This is a genomic window from Mesorhizobium sp. M3A.F.Ca.ET.175.01.1.1 (assembly GCF_004791945.1).
Classification (GTDB): Bacteria; Pseudomonadota; Alphaproteobacteria; order Rhizobiales; family Rhizobiaceae; genus Mesorhizobium.
This window is the reverse complement of record NZ_SRTP01000001.1, coordinates 306510-321894: the sequence shown is the minus strand read 5'-3', so window position 1 is coordinate 321894 and position 15385 is coordinate 306510. Positions and strand designations below refer to the sequence as shown.

At 63.1% G+C, this 15385-nt stretch carries 17 protein-coding genes and 1 tRNA gene; 6 read left to right on the top strand and 12 right to left on the bottom strand.

Translation table 11 applies throughout. The annotated features are described in order from the left end of the window. Positions 1-3: 3 nt before the first annotated feature. Positions 4-291, bottom strand: a complete 288-nt coding sequence (gene gatC, locus EN818_RS01610) for an Asp-tRNA(Asn)/Glu-tRNA(Gln) amidotransferase subunit GatC (RefSeq protein WP_095765337.1) — start codon at positions 289-291, stop codon at positions 4-6. A gap of 86 nt (positions 292-377) precedes the next feature. Continuing rightward, the gene (locus tag EN818_RS01605; protein WP_095805915.1) at positions 378-1085 is read right to left on the bottom strand and encodes a metal-dependent hydrolase; all 708 of its coding nucleotides are present in this window, start codon (positions 1083-1085) and stop codon (positions 378-380) included. Positions 1086-1191: 106 nt separating this feature from the next. Between EN818_RS01605 and ruvX the strand changes: the two genes are divergently transcribed. Then, positions 1192-1674, top strand: a complete 483-nt coding sequence (gene ruvX / locus EN818_RS01600; RefSeq protein WP_095806150.1) for a Holliday junction resolvase RuvX — start codon at positions 1192-1194, stop codon at positions 1672-1674. Here the strand turns inward: ruvX and EN818_RS01595 are convergent. The 3 genes from EN818_RS01595 to EN818_RS01585 form a co-directional block, all read right to left on the bottom strand. After that, positions 1616-1957, bottom strand: a complete 342-nt coding sequence (locus tag EN818_RS01595; protein ID WP_095805916.1) for a DUF6105 family protein — start codon at positions 1955-1957, stop codon at positions 1616-1618. The genes ruvX and EN818_RS01595 overlap by 59 nt on opposite strands. Then, positions 1957-2304, bottom strand: coding sequence for a hypothetical protein (locus EN818_RS01590; RefSeq protein WP_135903928.1), 348 nt, complete (start codon positions 2302-2304; stop codon positions 1957-1959). The genes EN818_RS01595 and EN818_RS01590 overlap by 1 nt, the downstream gene beginning before the upstream one ends. Before the next feature lie 165 nt (positions 2305-2469). Continuing rightward, complete coding sequence (locus EN818_RS01585; RefSeq protein WP_095805918.1) at positions 2470-4098, bottom strand: DNA alkylation response protein; 1629 nt, start codon at positions 4096-4098, stop codon at positions 2470-2472. Positions 4099-4264: 166 nt separating this feature from the next. Here EN818_RS01585 and EN818_RS01580 point away from each other — a divergent pair, with 166 nt between their 5' ends. Genes EN818_RS01580 through dprA form a run of 4 tightly spaced genes read left to right on the top strand, consistent with a single transcriptional unit; the run spans position 4265 to position 8302 of the window. Continuing rightward, positions 4265-5245 (top strand): aspartate carbamoyltransferase catalytic subunit, encoded by a 981-nt coding sequence (locus EN818_RS01580; protein ID WP_095805919.1) that lies wholly within the window; start codon positions 4265-4267, stop codon positions 5243-5245. Next, a complete protein-coding gene (locus EN818_RS01575; protein ID WP_095805920.1) occupies positions 5242-6528 on the top strand; it encodes a dihydroorotase in 1287 nt (428 codons plus the stop codon). Before EN818_RS01580 ends, EN818_RS01575 begins: the two co-directional genes overlap by 4 nt. Positions 6529-6587: 59 nt before the next feature. Beyond that, the gene (plsY, locus tag EN818_RS01570) at positions 6588-7169 is read left to right on the top strand and encodes a glycerol-3-phosphate 1-O-acyltransferase PlsY (protein WP_095805921.1); all 582 of its coding nucleotides are present in this window, start codon (positions 6588-6590) and stop codon (positions 7167-7169) included. Next, positions 7166-8302 carry a DNA-processing protein DprA gene (gene dprA, locus EN818_RS01565; RefSeq protein ID WP_135903926.1) on the top strand — a complete coding sequence of 379 codons (1137 nt, stop codon included), beginning with the start codon at positions 7166-7168 and terminating at the stop codon, positions 8300-8302. Before plsY ends, dprA begins: the two co-directional genes overlap by 4 nt. Positions 8303-8373: 71 nt before the next feature. Here the strand turns inward: dprA and EN818_RS01560 are convergent, their stop codons facing one another. The 4 genes from EN818_RS01560 to EN818_RS01545 form a co-directional block, all read right to left on the bottom strand. Continuing rightward, a complete protein-coding gene (locus EN818_RS01560) occupies positions 8374-9516 on the bottom strand; it encodes a hypothetical protein (protein WP_095805922.1) in 1143 nt (380 codons plus the stop codon). Positions 9517-9615: 99 nt separating this feature from the next. Continuing rightward, positions 9616-9804 carry a hypothetical protein gene (locus tag EN818_RS01555; RefSeq protein WP_095805923.1) on the bottom strand — a complete coding sequence of 63 codons (189 nt, stop codon included), beginning with the start codon at positions 9802-9804 and terminating at the stop codon, positions 9616-9618. A gap of 177 nt (positions 9805-9981) precedes the next feature. Further along, positions 9982-10521: a J domain-containing protein gene (locus EN818_RS01550; RefSeq protein ID WP_095805924.1), complete on the bottom strand. Its 540-nt coding sequence runs from the start codon at positions 10519-10521 to the stop codon at positions 9982-9984. Positions 10522-10637: 116 nt separating this feature from the next. Further along, a tRNA-Lys gene (locus tag EN818_RS01545) sits at positions 10638-10713 on the bottom strand. A gap of 302 nt (positions 10714-11015) precedes the next feature. Here EN818_RS01545 and EN818_RS01540 point away from each other — a divergent pair. Then, a complete protein-coding gene (locus EN818_RS01540) occupies positions 11016-11471 on the top strand; it encodes a BA14K family protein (RefSeq protein WP_135903924.1) in 456 nt (151 codons plus the stop codon). 58 nt (positions 11472-11529) lie between these two features. On the opposite strand, the gene EN818_RS01535 is transcribed toward EN818_RS01540, so the two are convergent. The 3 genes from EN818_RS01535 to EN818_RS01525 form a co-directional block, all read right to left on the bottom strand. Continuing rightward, positions 11530-12009, bottom strand: coding sequence for a DUF6882 domain-containing protein (locus EN818_RS01535; protein ID WP_095805926.1), 480 nt, complete (start codon positions 12007-12009; stop codon positions 11530-11532). Positions 12010-12030: 21 nt separating this feature from the next. After that, on the bottom strand, positions 12031-13524 hold the full coding sequence (gene glpK, locus EN818_RS01530; RefSeq protein WP_095805927.1) for a glycerol kinase GlpK: 1494 nt from the start codon (positions 13522-13524) through the stop codon (positions 12031-12033). Between the two features lie 92 nt (positions 13525-13616). Further along, complete coding sequence (locus EN818_RS01525; protein ID WP_095805928.1) at positions 13617-15344, bottom strand: ABC transporter substrate-binding protein; 1728 nt, start codon at positions 15342-15344, stop codon at positions 13617-13619. Positions 15345-15385: the final 41 nt, after the last annotated feature.

Sequence of the window (15385 nt, the reverse complement as noted above, 5' to 3'; positions counted from 1 at the left end):
GCTTTACTCCACCACCTTCGGAACGAGGAAGAAATTCTCATCCGTTGCCGGGGCGTTGGCGACGATGTCGGCAGCCTTGTTGCCGTCGGTGACGGCGTCCTGACGCTTCTTCATCTCCATCGGCGTGACCGAGGTCATTGGCTCGACGCCCGAGACGTCGACCTCGTTCAATTGTTCGACGAAGCCGAGGATGGCGTTCAGTTCGCCAGTCATGCGCTCGGCATCCTCCTCGCTCACAGCAATGCGGGCAAGGTGAGCGACGCGCTTCACGGTCTGAAGATCAACGGACATGTTCTATTGCCTCGGGAAAACCAGTGCGGGCTATAGCGGCGCGCCGCTTGCCGCGCAACATCGATCGTGCCGGATGGCGGGATAGCCTAGACGGTGATCGCTTTGCCGATCTCCGGCAGCGCCACCTTGACCCCTGACCCCTCCATGCCTGCCACGAATTTGTCGGCGGTCTGATCAATCAGCGGGAAGGTGCCGAAATGACAGGGAACGACGGTATCGAAGCGGAAGAAGCGCCGGCAGGCCAGAGCCGCCACGGCGCCGCCCATGGTGAAGCGGTCGCCGATCGGCACGAGGCCGATCTTCGGTTCGTGCAGCTCATTGATCAGCGCCATGTCGGAGAAGATGTCGGTATCGCCCATGTGGTAGAGGGTTTTGTCCTCGGCAAAATGCAGGACCAGGCCGCCAGGATTGCCGAGATAGGTGTTGGCCCCGCCGTGTCCGCCGAAGGAGGAGGAATGCAGCGCCTGGACGAAGGTGGTGGTGAAGGGCCCGCAGTCCACGGTGCCGCCGATATTGCCCGGATTGATTTTCTTCTCGCTGACGCCCTGGCCGACGAGATACATGCAGATCTCGAAATTCGCGACCAGCATGGCGCCGCTCTTCTTCAGCACTTCGGTCGCACCGCTGATATGATCGCTGTGGCCATGGGTCAGCAGAACATGCGTGACCCCTTCCGCCGGTCCTTCCCAGCCGCCGGTCCACGATGGATTGCCGACCAGATACGGGTCGATGAGAATGTTGGCGTCCTTGGTCTCGACGCGGAATGCCGAATGTCCGTACCAGGTCAGCTTCATGGATGGTTCCTCGATTTTCTCGTTGTCAAAGGATAGAACGCCAACAGCAAAATTAAAGTCCTGCGGCTCATCAAAAGGCCGCGCGGCACAGCACCCGGGAGAGTTGGTGAGCATCATCGCGATAGAGCAGTTGCCGGCTCGGCTGGCGGGCGGGCGCACGCTGGCCGGTCTCGACCTCGGCGACAAGACGATCGGCGTCGCGGTGTCGGACCGTGGGCTTTCCTTCGCCCATCCGCGCCCGGTCATCCTGCGCAAGAAATTCTCGGCAGACGCCGCCCAGCTGCTGGCGCAGTTGGAGAAGGACAATGTCGGCGCGATCGTGCTCGGCCTGCCCGTCAACATGGACGGATCGGAGGGGCCGCGCGCCCAAAAATCGCGTGCCTTCGTGCGCAACATGGCGCCACTTTCCGATCTGCCTTTCGTGCTGTGGGACGAACGATTATCGACCGTCGCGGCGGAACGGACGCTGATCGAGATGGATTTCTCGCGCAGGAAGCGCGCCGGGAAAATCGATTCGGCCGCGGCCGCCTTTATTCTGCAGGGAGCGTTGGACCGGCTCCAGTCGCTCGGGCGAACCGCTCGGGATTGACCGGCCCCTCGCGGCGCTGCCCGATCCATTCGGCGATCCGGCGCCGGCGGCGGAACGCCACCAACCCCAGCAGCAGGAAGCTGTCGAACACGCAGGCCCGCGCCACCATGCCCGGGATGATCGCCGGATCGACGCCGAGCACCTGGCCATAAAGCTGGAACGCCAGATCGTGCAACTGGCGGCTCAGCATGACATAGCCGAAATTGATGTCGTTGAGTGACAGGAAATACCAGCCCCAGAACAGGACCAGCGGAGCGGCCCAGAATGCGAGAAGGCTGCGCATCAGCGGCGAACTCCCCGTTTGCCGTCCGGCCGATCGGATAGGCGTGAAGGCAGGGAGGTGTTCGCGGCACTCTTGGCCATATGGTGGCTGGCTAAACCGACATCGCTTTTGTGCGCCACCATGGCCGCGACGGCCCGGCGCCGTTCGGCAATGACCGCGACCCAGGAGGCGAGCAGCGCCACCGCCACCGCATGTTCCAGACCTGGGAAGCGGCTGGCCGGCGCGGAACCGCCGAGCACGCCAAACGCCGATACAATGCCCCAGCTGCCATCCATGCAGATGTAGGCGAGCAGGGCGAAAATCAGCGCCCTTTGCAAGGCCAGAAGTGAGCTCAATACGTGCCGCATGGCATTCCTGCTTGATGAGGCAGCGGAAGGCTATGGTTAAGCGTTCCCTACTTCAGTCACGACAGTGACCCTTGCGATGCCTCCCCGCAACGGAAACCATTTGTTAAGGTTAACCGCCATCCACAGGCCAGCGCGCGTTTACAGATCAAGTCCTGGGGGCTGCGCTCAGGTCAGAGGCGGGTAAAGCGTGTCGATGATCATACGCGCGTCGTGGCGCGAATCGAGCATGCCATAGGTGGTGCGCCACTGACCTCCGAGGCGCGTCTCGACGAAGGCGTCCGCGATTCGTCCGGCCCCAAGCCGGCGCAACTCGGCGGCCGCGGCCGACAGCGCCAGTTGCTCGGTAAGCAGCCGCGCCGAACCCTCGTCGGTTCCGGCCACCTGCATTGCGGCCTTGAGCACGCCGATCGTGCCGCGACCGCCGGCGCCCAAGTCGCGGTCGATGCCGGCCAGCACCTCCTCGAACAGGGCCGGCGCGCGGCCGAGCACGCGCAGCACGTCAAGCGCCATGACGTTGCCCGAGCCTTCCCAGATCGCGTTGACCGGAGCTTCGCGATAGTAGCGGGCAAGCGGCGCCTCCTCGACATAACCGTTGCCGCCCAGGCATTCCATCGCCTCGTACAGCAGCGGCGGCGCGAGCTTGCAAACCCAGTACTTGACCACCGGCGTCATGGCCCGGGCAAAGGCCGCCTCGCCGCGATCGCTGGCAGCTTCGTCGAAAGAGCGCGCCAGGCGGAACGACAGCGCCGTCGCGGCGGCGACATCGAGCGCCATGTCGGCGAGCACGCGCTGCATGAGCGGCTGGTCGATCAAATTGGTGCCGAACACCTGGCGATGGCGCGTGTGGTGGATGGCTTCGGCGAGCCCTGCCCGCATGATCGCCGAGGAAGCGACCGCGCAATCCAGCCGCGTCAGCGTCACCATGTCCATGATCGTCTTTATGCCGGCGCCCGGCTCGCCGACCATCTCGCCGATCGCATTGACGAACTCCACTTCCGACGACGCGTTCGAGCGGTTCCCGAGTTTGTCCTTCAACCGCTGGAAGCGGAAGCCATTGCCGGAACCGTCGCCCAGGATGCGCGGTACGAGGAAGCAGGAAAGCCCTTCCGATGCCTGGGCAAGCACCAGGAACGCGTCCGACATCGGCGCCGACATGAACCATTTGTGTCCGGTGAGCCGGTAGAAGCCGCTTCCCGTGCGCTCCGCCTTTGTGACGTTGGCGCGCACATCGGTGCCGCCCTGCTTCTCGGTCATGCCCATGCCGAGGGTGAGGCCGGTCTTTTGTACCGGCGGTTTCTGGCTCTGATCGTATTTGCGCGTCGTCACCCGCGGCGCCCATTCGCGAAACAGCTTCGGGCTTGCCATCAGTGCCGCCAGTGAGGCGCTGGTCATGGTGATGGGACAGAGATGCCCCGTCTCCAGTTCGGCAGTGAGATAAAAGCGGGCGGCCCGCACCTGATGCCGCCGGCCGATCTCGGCGTCGCCATTCTCCCACACCGAGGAATGCAGGCCTCCGGCGATCGAGCGGCGCATCAGGGCATGATAGGCCGGATGAAACTCGACGAGATCCAGGCGCCGGCCCTGGCGATCATGCGTCCTGAGATTTGGCGTGTCGGTATTGGCGAGGCGGGCGAGTTCCTGCGCCTCCTGCGTCATGACGAACCGGCCGAGCCCGTCGAGATCCTTGCGCACCGGCTCGGAAAAGCGCTCCGCAAGCTGGATGAGCAACGGATCGCCCCGCCAGGCGTTGCCGCCCGTCAGCGGCGGCGGCTGGTTGATCACGTCGTCGGTCACGCCACTGTCCTTACCATCTGAAAGGCCGCGGTCGCGAATCCGAAGCCATTGCCGCGTTATAGCCCAAGCGACACAAGGCGCGCGACGAAAATACCGGGGAGAAAGCCCGCAATCCAAAGCTGGCGCTTGCGGCTGGCCGGGGCGCACCCTATAGCAGCGCCTTGAGATGACCGACGCTTCGTCCCTGCCGCTCTTTCCTCACCGCCACCTTCTGGGCATCCGCGACCTTTCCCCGGCCGATATCGAGCTGCTGCTCGACCGCGCCGACCGGGCCGTCGCCATCTCGCGGCAGTCTGAGAAGAAGACCTCGACATTGCGCGGCCGTACCCAGATCAACCTGTTCTACGAGGCCTCGACCCGTACGCAGTCGTCCTTCGAACTGGCGGGGAAACGCCTTGGCGCCGATGTCATGAACATGTCGGTGGCAAGCTCTTCGGTGAAGAAGGGCGAGACGCTGATCGATACGGCCATGACGCTCAACGCCATGCGGCCGGACATCCTGATCATCCGTCACCAGTCCGCCGGCGCTGCAGCGCTTCTGGCGCAGAAGGTCGGCTGCTCGGTGGTCAACGCCGGCGACGGGGCGCACGAGCATCCGACGCAAGCGCTGCTCGACGCGCTCACCATCCGCCGCGCCAAGGGCCCGCTGTCGAAGCTGATCGTGGCGATCTGCGGCGACATCCTGCATTCGCGCGTCGCCCGCTCCAACATCATGCTCTTGAATGCGCTGGGCGCGCAGGTGCGCGTCGTGGCGCCCTCGACGCTGCTGCCTTCGGGCATCGAACGGATGGGGGTGATCGTCGCGCGCTCCATGGCCGAGGGGCTGAAGGACGCCGACGTGGTGATGATGCTGCGCCTGCAGCGCGAGCGCATGGAGGGCGCCTTCGTGCCCTCGATCCGCGAATATTTCCGCTATTTCGGCCTTGACGCCGAAAAGCTCAAGGCCGCCAAGCAGGACGCGCTGGTCATGCATCCCGGGCCGATGAACCGCGGCGTCGAGATTGCCTCGGAAATCGCCGACGGGCCGCAAAGCGTCATCCAGGAACAGGTCGAGATGGGCGTGGCTGTCCGCATGGCCGTGATGGAAGCGCTGCTCGACCCCCGTCGCAATCATGAGGGCCGCAACCAGGAGGGGAGCGGCGCATGACGACGACAGTTTTCAGCAAGGCGCGGGTCGTCGACCCGTCGCGCGGCATCGATGAAGTCGGCACCGTCATCGTCGACGGCCGCAAGATCGCGGTCGCCGGCAAGGCGGCGCTGAACCAGGGCGCTCCCGAAGGGGCTGTCGTCATCGACTGCACCGGCAAGACGGTCATGCCGGGTCTCGTCGATGCCCGCGTCTTCATCGGCGAGCCAGGCGGCGAACATCGCGAGACCATTGCCTCGGCAAGCGTGGCGGCAGCGGCCGGCGGCGTAACCTCTATCGTCATGATGCCCGACACCAATCCCGTGATCGACAATGTGGCGCTGGTCGAATTCGTGCTGCGCACGGCGAGGGACACGGCGAGCGTCAACATCTTTCCGGCGGCGGCGATCACCAAGGGCCTCGAAGGCCGCGAGATGACCGAGTTCGGCCTGCTGCGCGAAGCCGGTGCCGTCGCCTTCACCGATGGACGCCACACGATCGCGAATGCGCTGGTGATGCGCCGCGCGCTCACCTACGCCCGAGATTTCGGCGGCGTGATCGCGCACGAGACGCAGGATGCGGATCTCGCCTCCGCCGGCGTGATGAACGAAGGTCTCTACGCCAGTTGGCTCGGCCTTGCCGGCATTCCGCGCGAAGCCGAGTTGATCCCGCTGGAACGGGATCTGGCCTTGGCGCGGCTGACACGCGGGGCCTACCACGCCGCCAAGATCTCGACGGCGATGGCGGTCGGCGCCGTAAGCCGGGCAAAGACCGACGGCGCCAGTGTCACGGCGGGCGTGGCGATCCACAACCTGTCGCTCAACGAGAACGATGTCGGCGAATACCGCACCTTCTTCCGGCTGACCCCGCCGCTGCGCGCCGAAGAGGACCGGCTGGCCATGATCGAAGCGATCAAGGACGGCACCATCGACATCATCGTTTCCTCGCACGATCCGCAGGACGTCGATACCAAGCGGCTGCCCTTCGCCGATGCCGCCGCTGGCGCAATCGGCCTGGAAACGTTGCTCGGCGCAGCACTTCGGCTCTACCACAATGGCGACATTCCCCTGCCCCGGCTGATCGAGACGCTTTCGACCGCTCCGGCAAAGCTGTTCGGCCTGCCGGGCGGCACGCTGAAGCCCGGTGCGCCAGCCGACCTCGTAGTGGCGGACCTCGATGAGCCGTGGATCGTCAGCGAAAGCGGCCTGCACTCGCGCTCCAAGAACACCTGCTTTGAGGGCGCGCGCCTTCAGGGCAAGGTCTTGCAAACGATGGTTGCGGGCCGCACAGTGTTTTCGGCCTGAGAGCACGAGAGCGGGACAGAGCGACCGATCCGGCTGAAGACAAAAAGCGGGGGAAATCAATGAGCTACGTCCTGTCTTTGCTGTTCGGCTATTTGCTCGGCTCGATTCCCTTCGGTCTGCTGATTACCCGCGCGGCCGGGCTTGGCGATGTGCGCAAGATTGGCTCGGGAAACATCGGTGCAACCAATGTGCTCAGGACCGGCAACAAGGGTCTCGCCGCCGCGACACTGCTCCTCGATGCGCTGAAGGGCACCGCGGCAGTTCTGATCGCCGGGCATTTCGGGCTGGAATTTGCGCTTTGGGCCGGCTTCGGCGCCTTTCTCGGCCATCTCTTTCCGGTCTGGCTCGGCTTCAAGGGCGGCAAGGGCGTCGCCACCTATCTCGGCGTGCTGGTCGGACTGGCCTGGCAGGGCGCTCTGATCTTCGCCGTCATCTGGCTCGCCGTTGCATTCCTGTTCCGCTACTCATCGCTGGCGGCATTGGTCGCCGCGGTAATCGTGCCGATCGCGCTCTACCTCATTAGCACGCCGCAGATCGCTGGCCTTCTCGCGGCGATGAGCCTCATCGTCATCGTCAAGCACCGCGCCAACATCTCGCGGCTGCTCGCCGGCAGCGAGGGCAAGATCGGGGCCAAGGGATGAGCGCGCCAGCCGCCGGCCCGCGCCTCAGCGACCGGCAGAGGCTTGCCTGGCTTCGCCTGATCCGCACGCCGAATGTCGGCCCGGCCTCTTTCCGCGAACTTGTCAACCGCTTCGGCTCGGCCGAGGCCGCGCTGGAGATGTTGCCCGAACTGATGATCTCGGGCGGCGCCAGCCGCATCGCCCGAATTCCGAGCATTGCCGAAGCCGAGTCGGAACTCGAGGCGGCGCGCCGGGCCGGCGCCCGCTTCGTCGGAATCGGTGAAGCGGACTATCCGCTTCTGCTGAAAACCATGGACAACCCGCCGCCGCTGCTCGCCATGAAGGGCGAAGGCGCGGTGTTCCGGCTGCCGGCGGTGGCGATTGTCGGCGCCCGCAACGCCTCGCTTGCCGGCATCAAGATGGCGCGCATGTTGGCGGCAGACCTCGGTCGCGAAGGCTATGGTATCGTTTCCGGCCTTGCACGCGGCATCGACACCCCGGCGCATCAGGGCAGCCTTTCAACCGGCACCGTCGGCGTTCTGGCGGGCGGTCTCGATCAACCCTACCCGCCTGAAAATGCCCGCCTGTGCGACGACATCGCCGAGCGCGGCGGCGCCGTGGTTTCGGAAATGCCGTTCGGCTGGCAGCCGCGCGCGCAGGATTTTCCGCGCCGCAACCGCATTGTTGCCGGCATGGCGCTGGGTCTGATCGTGGTCGAGGCGGCGCAGCGCTCCGGCTCGCTGATCAGCGCCCGCCTGGCCAATGAGATGGGCCGGCTGGTCTTCGCGGTGCCCGGTTCGCCGCTCGATCCGCGCGCCGCCGGCTGCAATGCCCTGCTCAAGGATGGCGTCACGCTCGTCACCGAGGCGGCCGACGTCCTGGGCGCATTGGCTCCGCTTGCCGGCACCCGCCCGCCACGAATTGCGCCGCTGGCCGAAGCGCCCGACCTGTCGGCACTGCCGCCGCCGGGCGAGAACCAGCGCGCCGACGTGCTGGAAGCGCTCGGCCCGACGCCGATTGCGGTGGACGACATCATCCGTCACACCGGCATGAGCGCCGCTCAAATAGCGATGGTGCTGCTCGAACTCGACCTTGCCGGACGGCTGGAGCGTCATGCCGGCGGCAACGTGTCGTTGGTGTTGGGCAGCGGCTGACATCTGACGTGCAAGGACAATGTCCGGCTCCGGGTAAATGAGCGAGGCCGCAACCTGCTTTCCTGGTCGCCTCAGCGGAACAGATACCGCGACACCTCCGGGTTGCCGCGGCGCCACATCACATTGTCCAAAAAGTAGTGATGGACGTTGATGAAGATCAGCACGATGAAGAAGAACAGCGAGGACCCGAGGACCTGCTTGTCGTAGGGTATCAGGGCAGTCATCGCCATCGGGATCAGCCAGAAACCGAGATATCCCAGCGCAGCGCCACCAACGATGAATCCCAGGACGCGCAGCCTGTAGAGCGGCCCCAGCAAGGACAGGACTTTCAATCGCGGATAGCCGACGGCACCAGAGCCGTCGCGCTCGACATTGGTCTGGTAGCGCCAGACCACCGCCAGATATTGCAGCGAATGGAGCGCCGGCACCACCAGCAGCCAAAGCGGATTTATTCTTGCAATCAGGATCCAGAGATAGAGCGACGCGACATAGGCCACGAGCCCGTTATACGGCAAGGCACGGCCATTGCGGCGCCAGCGATTGATCAGCATCGCCACGGTCGCCGCCGTCGAAGCAATGGCCGCCAGCAGGGCGATGTTGGCGATCCACGAAGGGGCTGAAAATGTATAGTATTCCAGGCCGTAGTAGTTGCCCTGGGTAACCGCGGTGTTCGTCTGCAGCCAAGCTAGGATCCACACGGCATAGCTGTTGACCAGCAGCACCTTCTTGTCCCGATCGTCGAAGAACTTGCGCTTCAGCACCGCATCCACCATCAGCATGCCGTAGCCTTGCTTGACGTAGTGCCAGCCGACGAAAAAGAACATCGCATTGGCCGCGTAGCCCAGCAGGCGCGCATTGGCCGTTGCCGCGCCATAGGCGAAGAACACACCCATGATCACCGGCACGACGATACCCGCGAAAATGTAGCGACGTTGGAGGTTCTTGTCATATCCGTCGCCCCGGACCTTCCGCCCGAAATTCCGGTAGAAGATCTGATATGAATGGGCAAAGTGCGGATAGTTTACCGCGTAGGCCACGATGACCATCGTCGCGGCCACCGGACCTTCATATTCAAGCGGCACCAGCAGCAGGATCGGCAGGATCAGGAAGGCGCTGCCGCCGAGCATGAGGAAGTCGGCGACGGGGCCGAAGAGGTATTTGCCGGGTGTCGCCGCCTTACGGGCGGAAGTCTCTACCGAAAGGTCAAGTGCCATCCTGGAGCCTCCTTCGGGAAATCAGACTTTAACCGCCCCCCACTCCGGTCACAAGGATGGGTTGTCTTGCGCCCGGCCCGAGGGGATGGATCAACGCCGTTACAAGGTCGATAGCTGCGCCCGTCCCGGCGACTGCAGTTCGCGCCCCATCTTCGCCGCCTGAAAGATCGTCATCAGAACCATGATCGGTTCGCCATCGGTCGGGTTGACCACCAGGGCCACGCGACCGAGTTCGTCGCTCATGGCGCAGGTCCAGTCTTTGACCGCGATCACCTTCTTCTTAGACATTTTGCCTCCCCTTGGACCCTCCAGACCGGCCGGAGCACACCACGCGAGTTGCACGCTTCCGTGGAAATCGGGGTATGGAGCGGCCGATCAATCCTTTCGCTGGGCAACCATGACCCCGCAAGCAGCCGCGACTGTCGGAAAGGCTGACCGACACCTGCCAAGGCTTCAGCGCTGGTTTCAGCTCGTATGATCCAGCAGCCTAGTCGTGGCGACGTCACGACGATGTTCGGAATTTGCCCGATCGATGCCGTCGACGGTTATGGCGAACATACCGTTTTCGATCCTCGCGATCCAACCTTTTGCTTTCAGGTACCAGAGATGAAACTCCAGATGTTCGCGCGGACAGCCTGACAAGCGTTCGAGTTCCTCATCACCAATCCCCGGATTGTTGACGTCTTGTCGGCGCCTCACATAAAGAAGCGACAGCAGCTTGGCCTGGATGACCACATCCCGCTCAAGACCTTTGGCGTTGCTGGCCTCCTCAGTCAGTTCACGGCGAAGGCTCAAATGTTCCTTATACTGAATGTCGTATTGCGCGCGCTTGACCGGATCTTTGAGCGTATTATGGGCTTCTACGATTTCGCTAAAGCGTGATTCATCGCCGGTTTCCCGATTGTCGGGATGATAGCGCATGGCAAAATAGCGGAATATCCGTTCGATCGTTTCGGAGTTGGCGTTGGGGCTGATTTCGAGCAGCTCGTAGTAATCGACGAACATAGTGGTGCCCCTTCCACGATATCGCTGTTGCCGACACCACGCCCCAAACCAGCATCGCCCAACCGTTTCGCCCTTGCAAGCCAGCTTGCCAGGCGAGCATGAGATTATCGGAGAATTGGTGAGCGCGATGGGATTCGAACCCATGACCTACTGATTAAAAGTCAGTTGCTCTACCGGCTGAGCTACGCGCTCCCGTGGGCTTGAAAAGACCGCCCTCGAAATTGCGCGGAACATAGGGAGACTGCCGCGACCGGTCAACCGGAAAAAGATGATGCTTCAACGCCGATTTCGACCGGCCTCGCAGGCAACGCTCGTCCCCGCCTTCAATGCCATTTCTTGCCCCGCCGATGGGGCGCCCGATTGCTGACCCGGTCACCGGCCAATCCAAGAAAACAACGCAATAACAAAGGTTTGAAGATTGGTTTGGAACCATTGCAACCTTTGTCCTGTTTTTCTCGCATAGGGACGTCCATCAACTCTCCAGGAGGAGATCAATGAACAGGATCGCATCAGGTTTGCTGGCAGCCGCCCTCTCGGGGTCGTTCGTCGCGGCAGAGATTGTGCCGGTCAGCGCCCAGCCAGCGTATGTGCCGCAAATCCAGGGCATGTCGTCGGATGTCCAGACTGTCCAATACCAAGATTGGAGAAGGCACCGCACCTTCAACCGCAACGTCGTCCGCAATAACGGCGTCGTCTACTGGAACGGCCATCGTGGCTACCGCGAATATCGCCGCGGCTATCGCCGGCACGGCGACTACTGGTTCCCGCTGGCTGCCTTTGCCACCGGCGCGTTGATTACCGGGGCCATCATCAACAGCCAGAACCGTGTCTACCGTGGTGGCGACGCGCATGTGCAGTGGTGCTACGACCGCTATCGCTCGTACCGCGCCTGGGACAATACCTTCCAGCCCTACAACGGCCCGCGTCAGCAGTGCATTTCGCCCTACTGACGGCCTCAAGTCAGTATCCAAGGCCCGCGCTGAAAGGCGCGGGCTCTCTGCATACAATTCAGTTCGCCCATCCAACTGTCTTGAAAACCAGATACAGAGCCCCACCTTCGCCCCGCGGAGAACGATAGGTCCCAAGCGCGTCGCAAAGTCGAACCGTCGCTGCACTCAAATCCCAACCCAAGGCTTCCAGGTCGTTGTCCTCGTTTGTCACATAGGGCTGACTCAATTCGTCGATCCCGTTTTCCTCTCCGAAGGAGCGGGCACGCTTGGCGTCTTCAAGAAGGCAACCGGGCAGGTTGGAATTTGCCCATGCCCAAAGCCAATTGTCGGCTTTGACGCTGGTTGAACCGGCAAGCTGGATTTCAGCGACGACCTTGGTGATCCCGTTGTCGGAGAACAGAAGCTTCCCAGCCGTCAGGTCATAGTCATAACGAGGCCAGTGGCCGAGGCGAAATTCATCTTCCAAGCGTTTGTTCTTTGCGACCAGTTCGTCGAAGGCTTCTTCTTGCCAGTCGGGATACCAGGCTGGATGCTTCATCTCTTGTCGCCTCAGCAGTCTTTAGTGCCCGCTCAGCGTCCGGCTCACCGCGTGACGCCATCCTGCAAGCTTTGCCGAGCGCGTGGCTGCATCCATGTCCGGCTTGAAGCGGCGGTCGAGCGCCCAGCTCTTGGCGAACTCCTTCGCCTTCGGCCACACGCCGGCCTTCGAGCCGGCGAGCCAGGCCGCCCCTAGCGCGGTCGTCTCCAGGATTGTCGGCCGATCGACCGGCGCATCGAGGATGTCGGCCAGCCGCTGCATGGTCCAGTCGGATGCGACCATGCCGCCGTCGACACGAAGCACGGTCTTGGCCGAGGCACCCTTCCAGTCCTTGCGCATCGCGTCGAGCAGGTCGCGCGTCTGGAAGGCGACGGATTCCAGTGCGGCGCGCGCAAACTCCGCCGGTCCCGAATTGCGCGTCAATCCGAAGATGGCGCCGCGCGCCTCGGCGTCCCAGTGCGGCGCACCGAGGCCGACGAAGGCCGGCACCAGATAGATCTGCTGCGCCGGATCGGCGGTCGCGGCAAGCGCGCCGCTCTGGTCGGCCTTGCCGATCACCTTGATGCCGTCGCGCAGCCACTGCACGGCCGCACCCGCGATGAAGATGGAGCCTTCAAGCGCATAGGTGGTCTTGCCGTTCAGCCGGTAGGCGATGGTGGTCAGAAGCCTGTTCTTCGAACGCACCAGGTCGGCGCCGGTGTTGAGCAGCGCAAAGCACCCGGTGCCATAGGTCGATTTCATCATGCCCGGCTCGAAACAGGCCTGCCCTATGGTCGCCGCGTGCTGGTCGCCGGCGACGCCAAGTATCCTCATTTCAGTGCCGAACAGGCTTTTTTCGGTCACGCCGAAATCATCGGCGCAGTCCTTTACCTGCGGCAGGATCGCGGCCGGGATCTTCAGGATGGACAGCAGTTCCTCGTCCCAGACATTCTTCTCGATGTTGTAGACCAGCGTGCGCGACGCGTTGGTGGCATCGGTGGCGTGCACTTGGCCAGCGGTCAGCCGCCAGATCAGAAAACTGTCGATGGTGCCGGCAAGCAATTCGCCCTTCTCGGCCCGCTTCCTCGCACCCTTCACCTTGTCCAGCATCCAGGCGATCTTGGTGCCGGAGAAATAGGGATCCAGCAGCAGCCCGGTCTTGCTTGTGAATGTCTTCTCCAGCCCTTGCTTCTTGAGCTTATGGCAGAGCGGCGCGGTGCGGCGATCCTGCCAGACGATGGCGTTGTGGATCGGCTTGCCGGTCGCCTTGTCCCAGATCACAACCGTCTCGCGTTGGTTGGTGATGCCGATCGCCGCCACGTCCGCGGCTGTGCGGCCGGCCGCCTTCAGCGCCGCCTTGGCGGTCGCGACCACGCTTGTCCAGATGTCCTCCGGGTCGTGCTCGACCCAGCCCGATGCCGGATAATGCTGCGTGAATTCCTGCTGGCCGACGCCTGCAACCTTCATCTTGTCATCGAACAGGATCGCCCTGGTCGAAGTGGTGCCCTGGTCGATCGCCAGCACAAAACCGCTCATTCCTGATCCCTCCACTTCTCATGCAACAGGGGAGACGGCAAAGCCGCCTCCCCTGCATTTCCTACATGGGCGAGCACGCCCGCGTCATGCGGTTACTTCTGCCAGCTCTTCACCAGCTCGTCGTAGTTGATGGTGATCGGCTTTTCCTTCTCGTTCTCGATCTTCAGCTGCGGCGCGAGGTTGCCCTTCGAGACCGCATCCTTGTTCCAGTATTCGAGATCATGCTCTTCGGCCATCTTCGGGCCGATATCGCCCTGGACCCCCGACTTCTCGATGCGGCTCATGACCTTTTCCTGCTCGGCGCAGAGCGAGTCCATCGCTTCCTGCGCCGTCTTGGCGCCCGACGAGGCGTCGCCGATCGCCTGCCACCAGAGCTGAGCCAGCTTCGGATAGTCAGGCACGTTGGTGCCGGTCGGCGACCACTGGACGCGGGCCGGCGAGCGGTAGAACTCGATCAGGCCGCCGAGCTTCGGAGCCCGCTCGGTGAAGCTCTTGTCGTGGATCGTGCTCTCGCGGATGAAGGTCAGGCCGACATGGCTCTTCTTCACGTCGACCGTCTTCGAGGTGACGAACTGCGCGTAGAGCCAGGCAGCCTTGGCGCGGTCGGTCGGGGTCGACTTCATCAGCGTCCACGAACCCACGTCCTGGTAGCCAAGCTTCATGCCGTCCTTCCAGTAGACGCCGTGCGGCGACGGTGCCATGCGCCATTTCGGCGTGCCGTCGTCGTTCAGCACCGCCTTGGCGCTGGCGTCGACCATCGAGGCGGTGAAGGCGGTGTACCAGAAGATCTGCTGGGCCACCGCACCCTGCGCCGGAACCGGGCCGGATTCGGAGAAGGTCATGCCCTGCGCTTCAGCCGGAGCGTAGGCCTTCAGCCAGTCTAGATACTTCTGGATCGAGTAGACCGCCGCAGGTCCATTGGTGTCGCCGCCACGCGCGGTGCAGGAGCCGACAGGACGCGAATTCTCGTCGACCTTGATGCCCCATTCGTCGACCGGCAGGCCGTTCGGAATGCCTTTGTCGCCATTGCCGGCCATGGACAGCCAGGCGTCGGTGAATCGCCAGCCGAGCGACGGATCCTTCTTGCCGTAGTCCATGTGGCCGTAGACCTTCTTGCCGTCGATCTCGCGGCCGGTGAAGAACTCGGCGATGTCCTCATAGGCCGACCAGTTGACCGGCACGCCGAGGTCATAGCCGTATTTGGCCTTGAAGTCGGCCTTGTTCTTCTCGTCGTTGAACCAGTCGTAACGGAACCAATAGAGGTTCGCGAACTGCTGGTCGGGCAGCTGATAGAGCTTCTTGTCGGGTGCGGTCGTGAACGAGGTGCCGATGAAGTCCTTCAGGTCGAGGTTCGGGTTGGTGACATCCTTGCCGTCGCCTTCCATCCAGTCGGTCAGGTTGCGCACCTGCTGGTAGCGCCAGTGGGTGCCGATCAGGTCGGAGTCGTTGACCCAGCCGTCATAGATGTTCTGCCCCGTCTGCATCTGGGTCTGGATCTTCTCGACGACGTCACCTTCCTGGATCGTGTCGTGCGTGACCTTGATGCCGGTGATGGCGGAGAAGGCTGGTGCCAGCACCTGCGACTCGTACGAGTGGGTGGCGATGGTTTCCGACACGACCTTGATTTCCATGCCGGCGAACGGCTTGGCAGCGTCAATGAACCACTGCATTTCCTTTTCCTGATCGGCGCGCGAGAGCGTCGAAAGCGGGCCGATCTCCTTGTCCAGGAAAGCCTTGGCCTCGTCCATGCCGGCATAGGCATTGCCGGCCCCCAGCAACAGGACAATGGCAGTCGTTGATGTTAAAATTTGCCGTCGCATGTGTTTCCTCCGTTTTAGGTTGCAAGTGCGATCTGGAGCGG

Excerpts from the sequence above, each read along its gene's own strand:
- EN818_RS01525 (WP_095805928.1), bottom strand. The coding sequence starts at position 15,344 with ATGCGACGGCAAATTTTAACATCAACGACTGCCATTGTCCTGTTGCTG.
- dprA (WP_135903926.1), top strand. The coding sequence starts at position 7,166 with ATGAGCGCGCCAGCCGCCGGCCCGCGCCTCAGCGACCGGCAGAGGCTT.
- EN818_RS01575 (WP_095805920.1), top strand. The coding sequence starts at position 5,242 with ATGACGACGACAGTTTTCAGCAAGGCGCGGGTCGTCGACCCGTCGCGC.
- EN818_RS01595 (WP_095805916.1), bottom strand. The coding sequence starts at position 1,957 with ATGCGCAGCCTTCTCGCATTCTGGGCCGCTCCGCTGGTCCTGTTCTGG.
- gatC (WP_095765337.1), bottom strand. The coding sequence starts at position 291 with ATGTCCGTTGATCTTCAGACCGTGAAGCGCGTCGCTCACCTTGCCCGC.
- EN818_RS01540 (WP_135903924.1), top strand. The coding sequence starts at position 11,016 with ATGAACAGGATCGCATCAGGTTTGCTGGCAGCCGCCCTCTCGGGGTCG.
- EN818_RS01580 (WP_095805919.1), top strand. The coding sequence starts at position 4,265 with ATGACCGACGCTTCGTCCCTGCCGCTCTTTCCTCACCGCCACCTTCTG.
- EN818_RS01605 (WP_095805915.1), bottom strand. The coding sequence starts at position 1,085 with ATGAAGCTGACCTGGTACGGACATTCGGCATTCCGCGTCGAGACCAAG.
- plsY (WP_095805921.1), top strand. The coding sequence starts at position 6,588 with ATGAGCTACGTCCTGTCTTTGCTGTTCGGCTATTTGCTCGGCTCGATT.
- EN818_RS01590 (WP_135903928.1), bottom strand. The coding sequence starts at position 2,304 with ATGCGGCACGTATTGAGCTCACTTCTGGCCTTGCAAAGGGCGCTGATT.
- EN818_RS01535 (WP_095805926.1), bottom strand. The coding sequence starts at position 12,009 with ATGAAGCATCCAGCCTGGTATCCCGACTGGCAAGAAGAAGCCTTCGAC.
- EN818_RS01555 (WP_095805923.1), bottom strand. The coding sequence starts at position 9,804 with ATGTCTAAGAAGAAGGTGATCGCGGTCAAAGACTGGACCTGCGCCATG.
- EN818_RS01560 (WP_095805922.1), bottom strand. The coding sequence starts at position 9,516 with ATGGCACTTGACCTTTCGGTAGAGACTTCCGCCCGTAAGGCGGCGACA.
- glpK (WP_095805927.1), bottom strand. The coding sequence starts at position 13,524 with ATGAGCGGTTTTGTGCTGGCGATCGACCAGGGCACCACTTCGACCAGG.
- EN818_RS01550 (WP_095805924.1), bottom strand. The coding sequence starts at position 10,521 with ATGTTCGTCGATTACTACGAGCTGCTCGAAATCAGCCCCAACGCCAAC.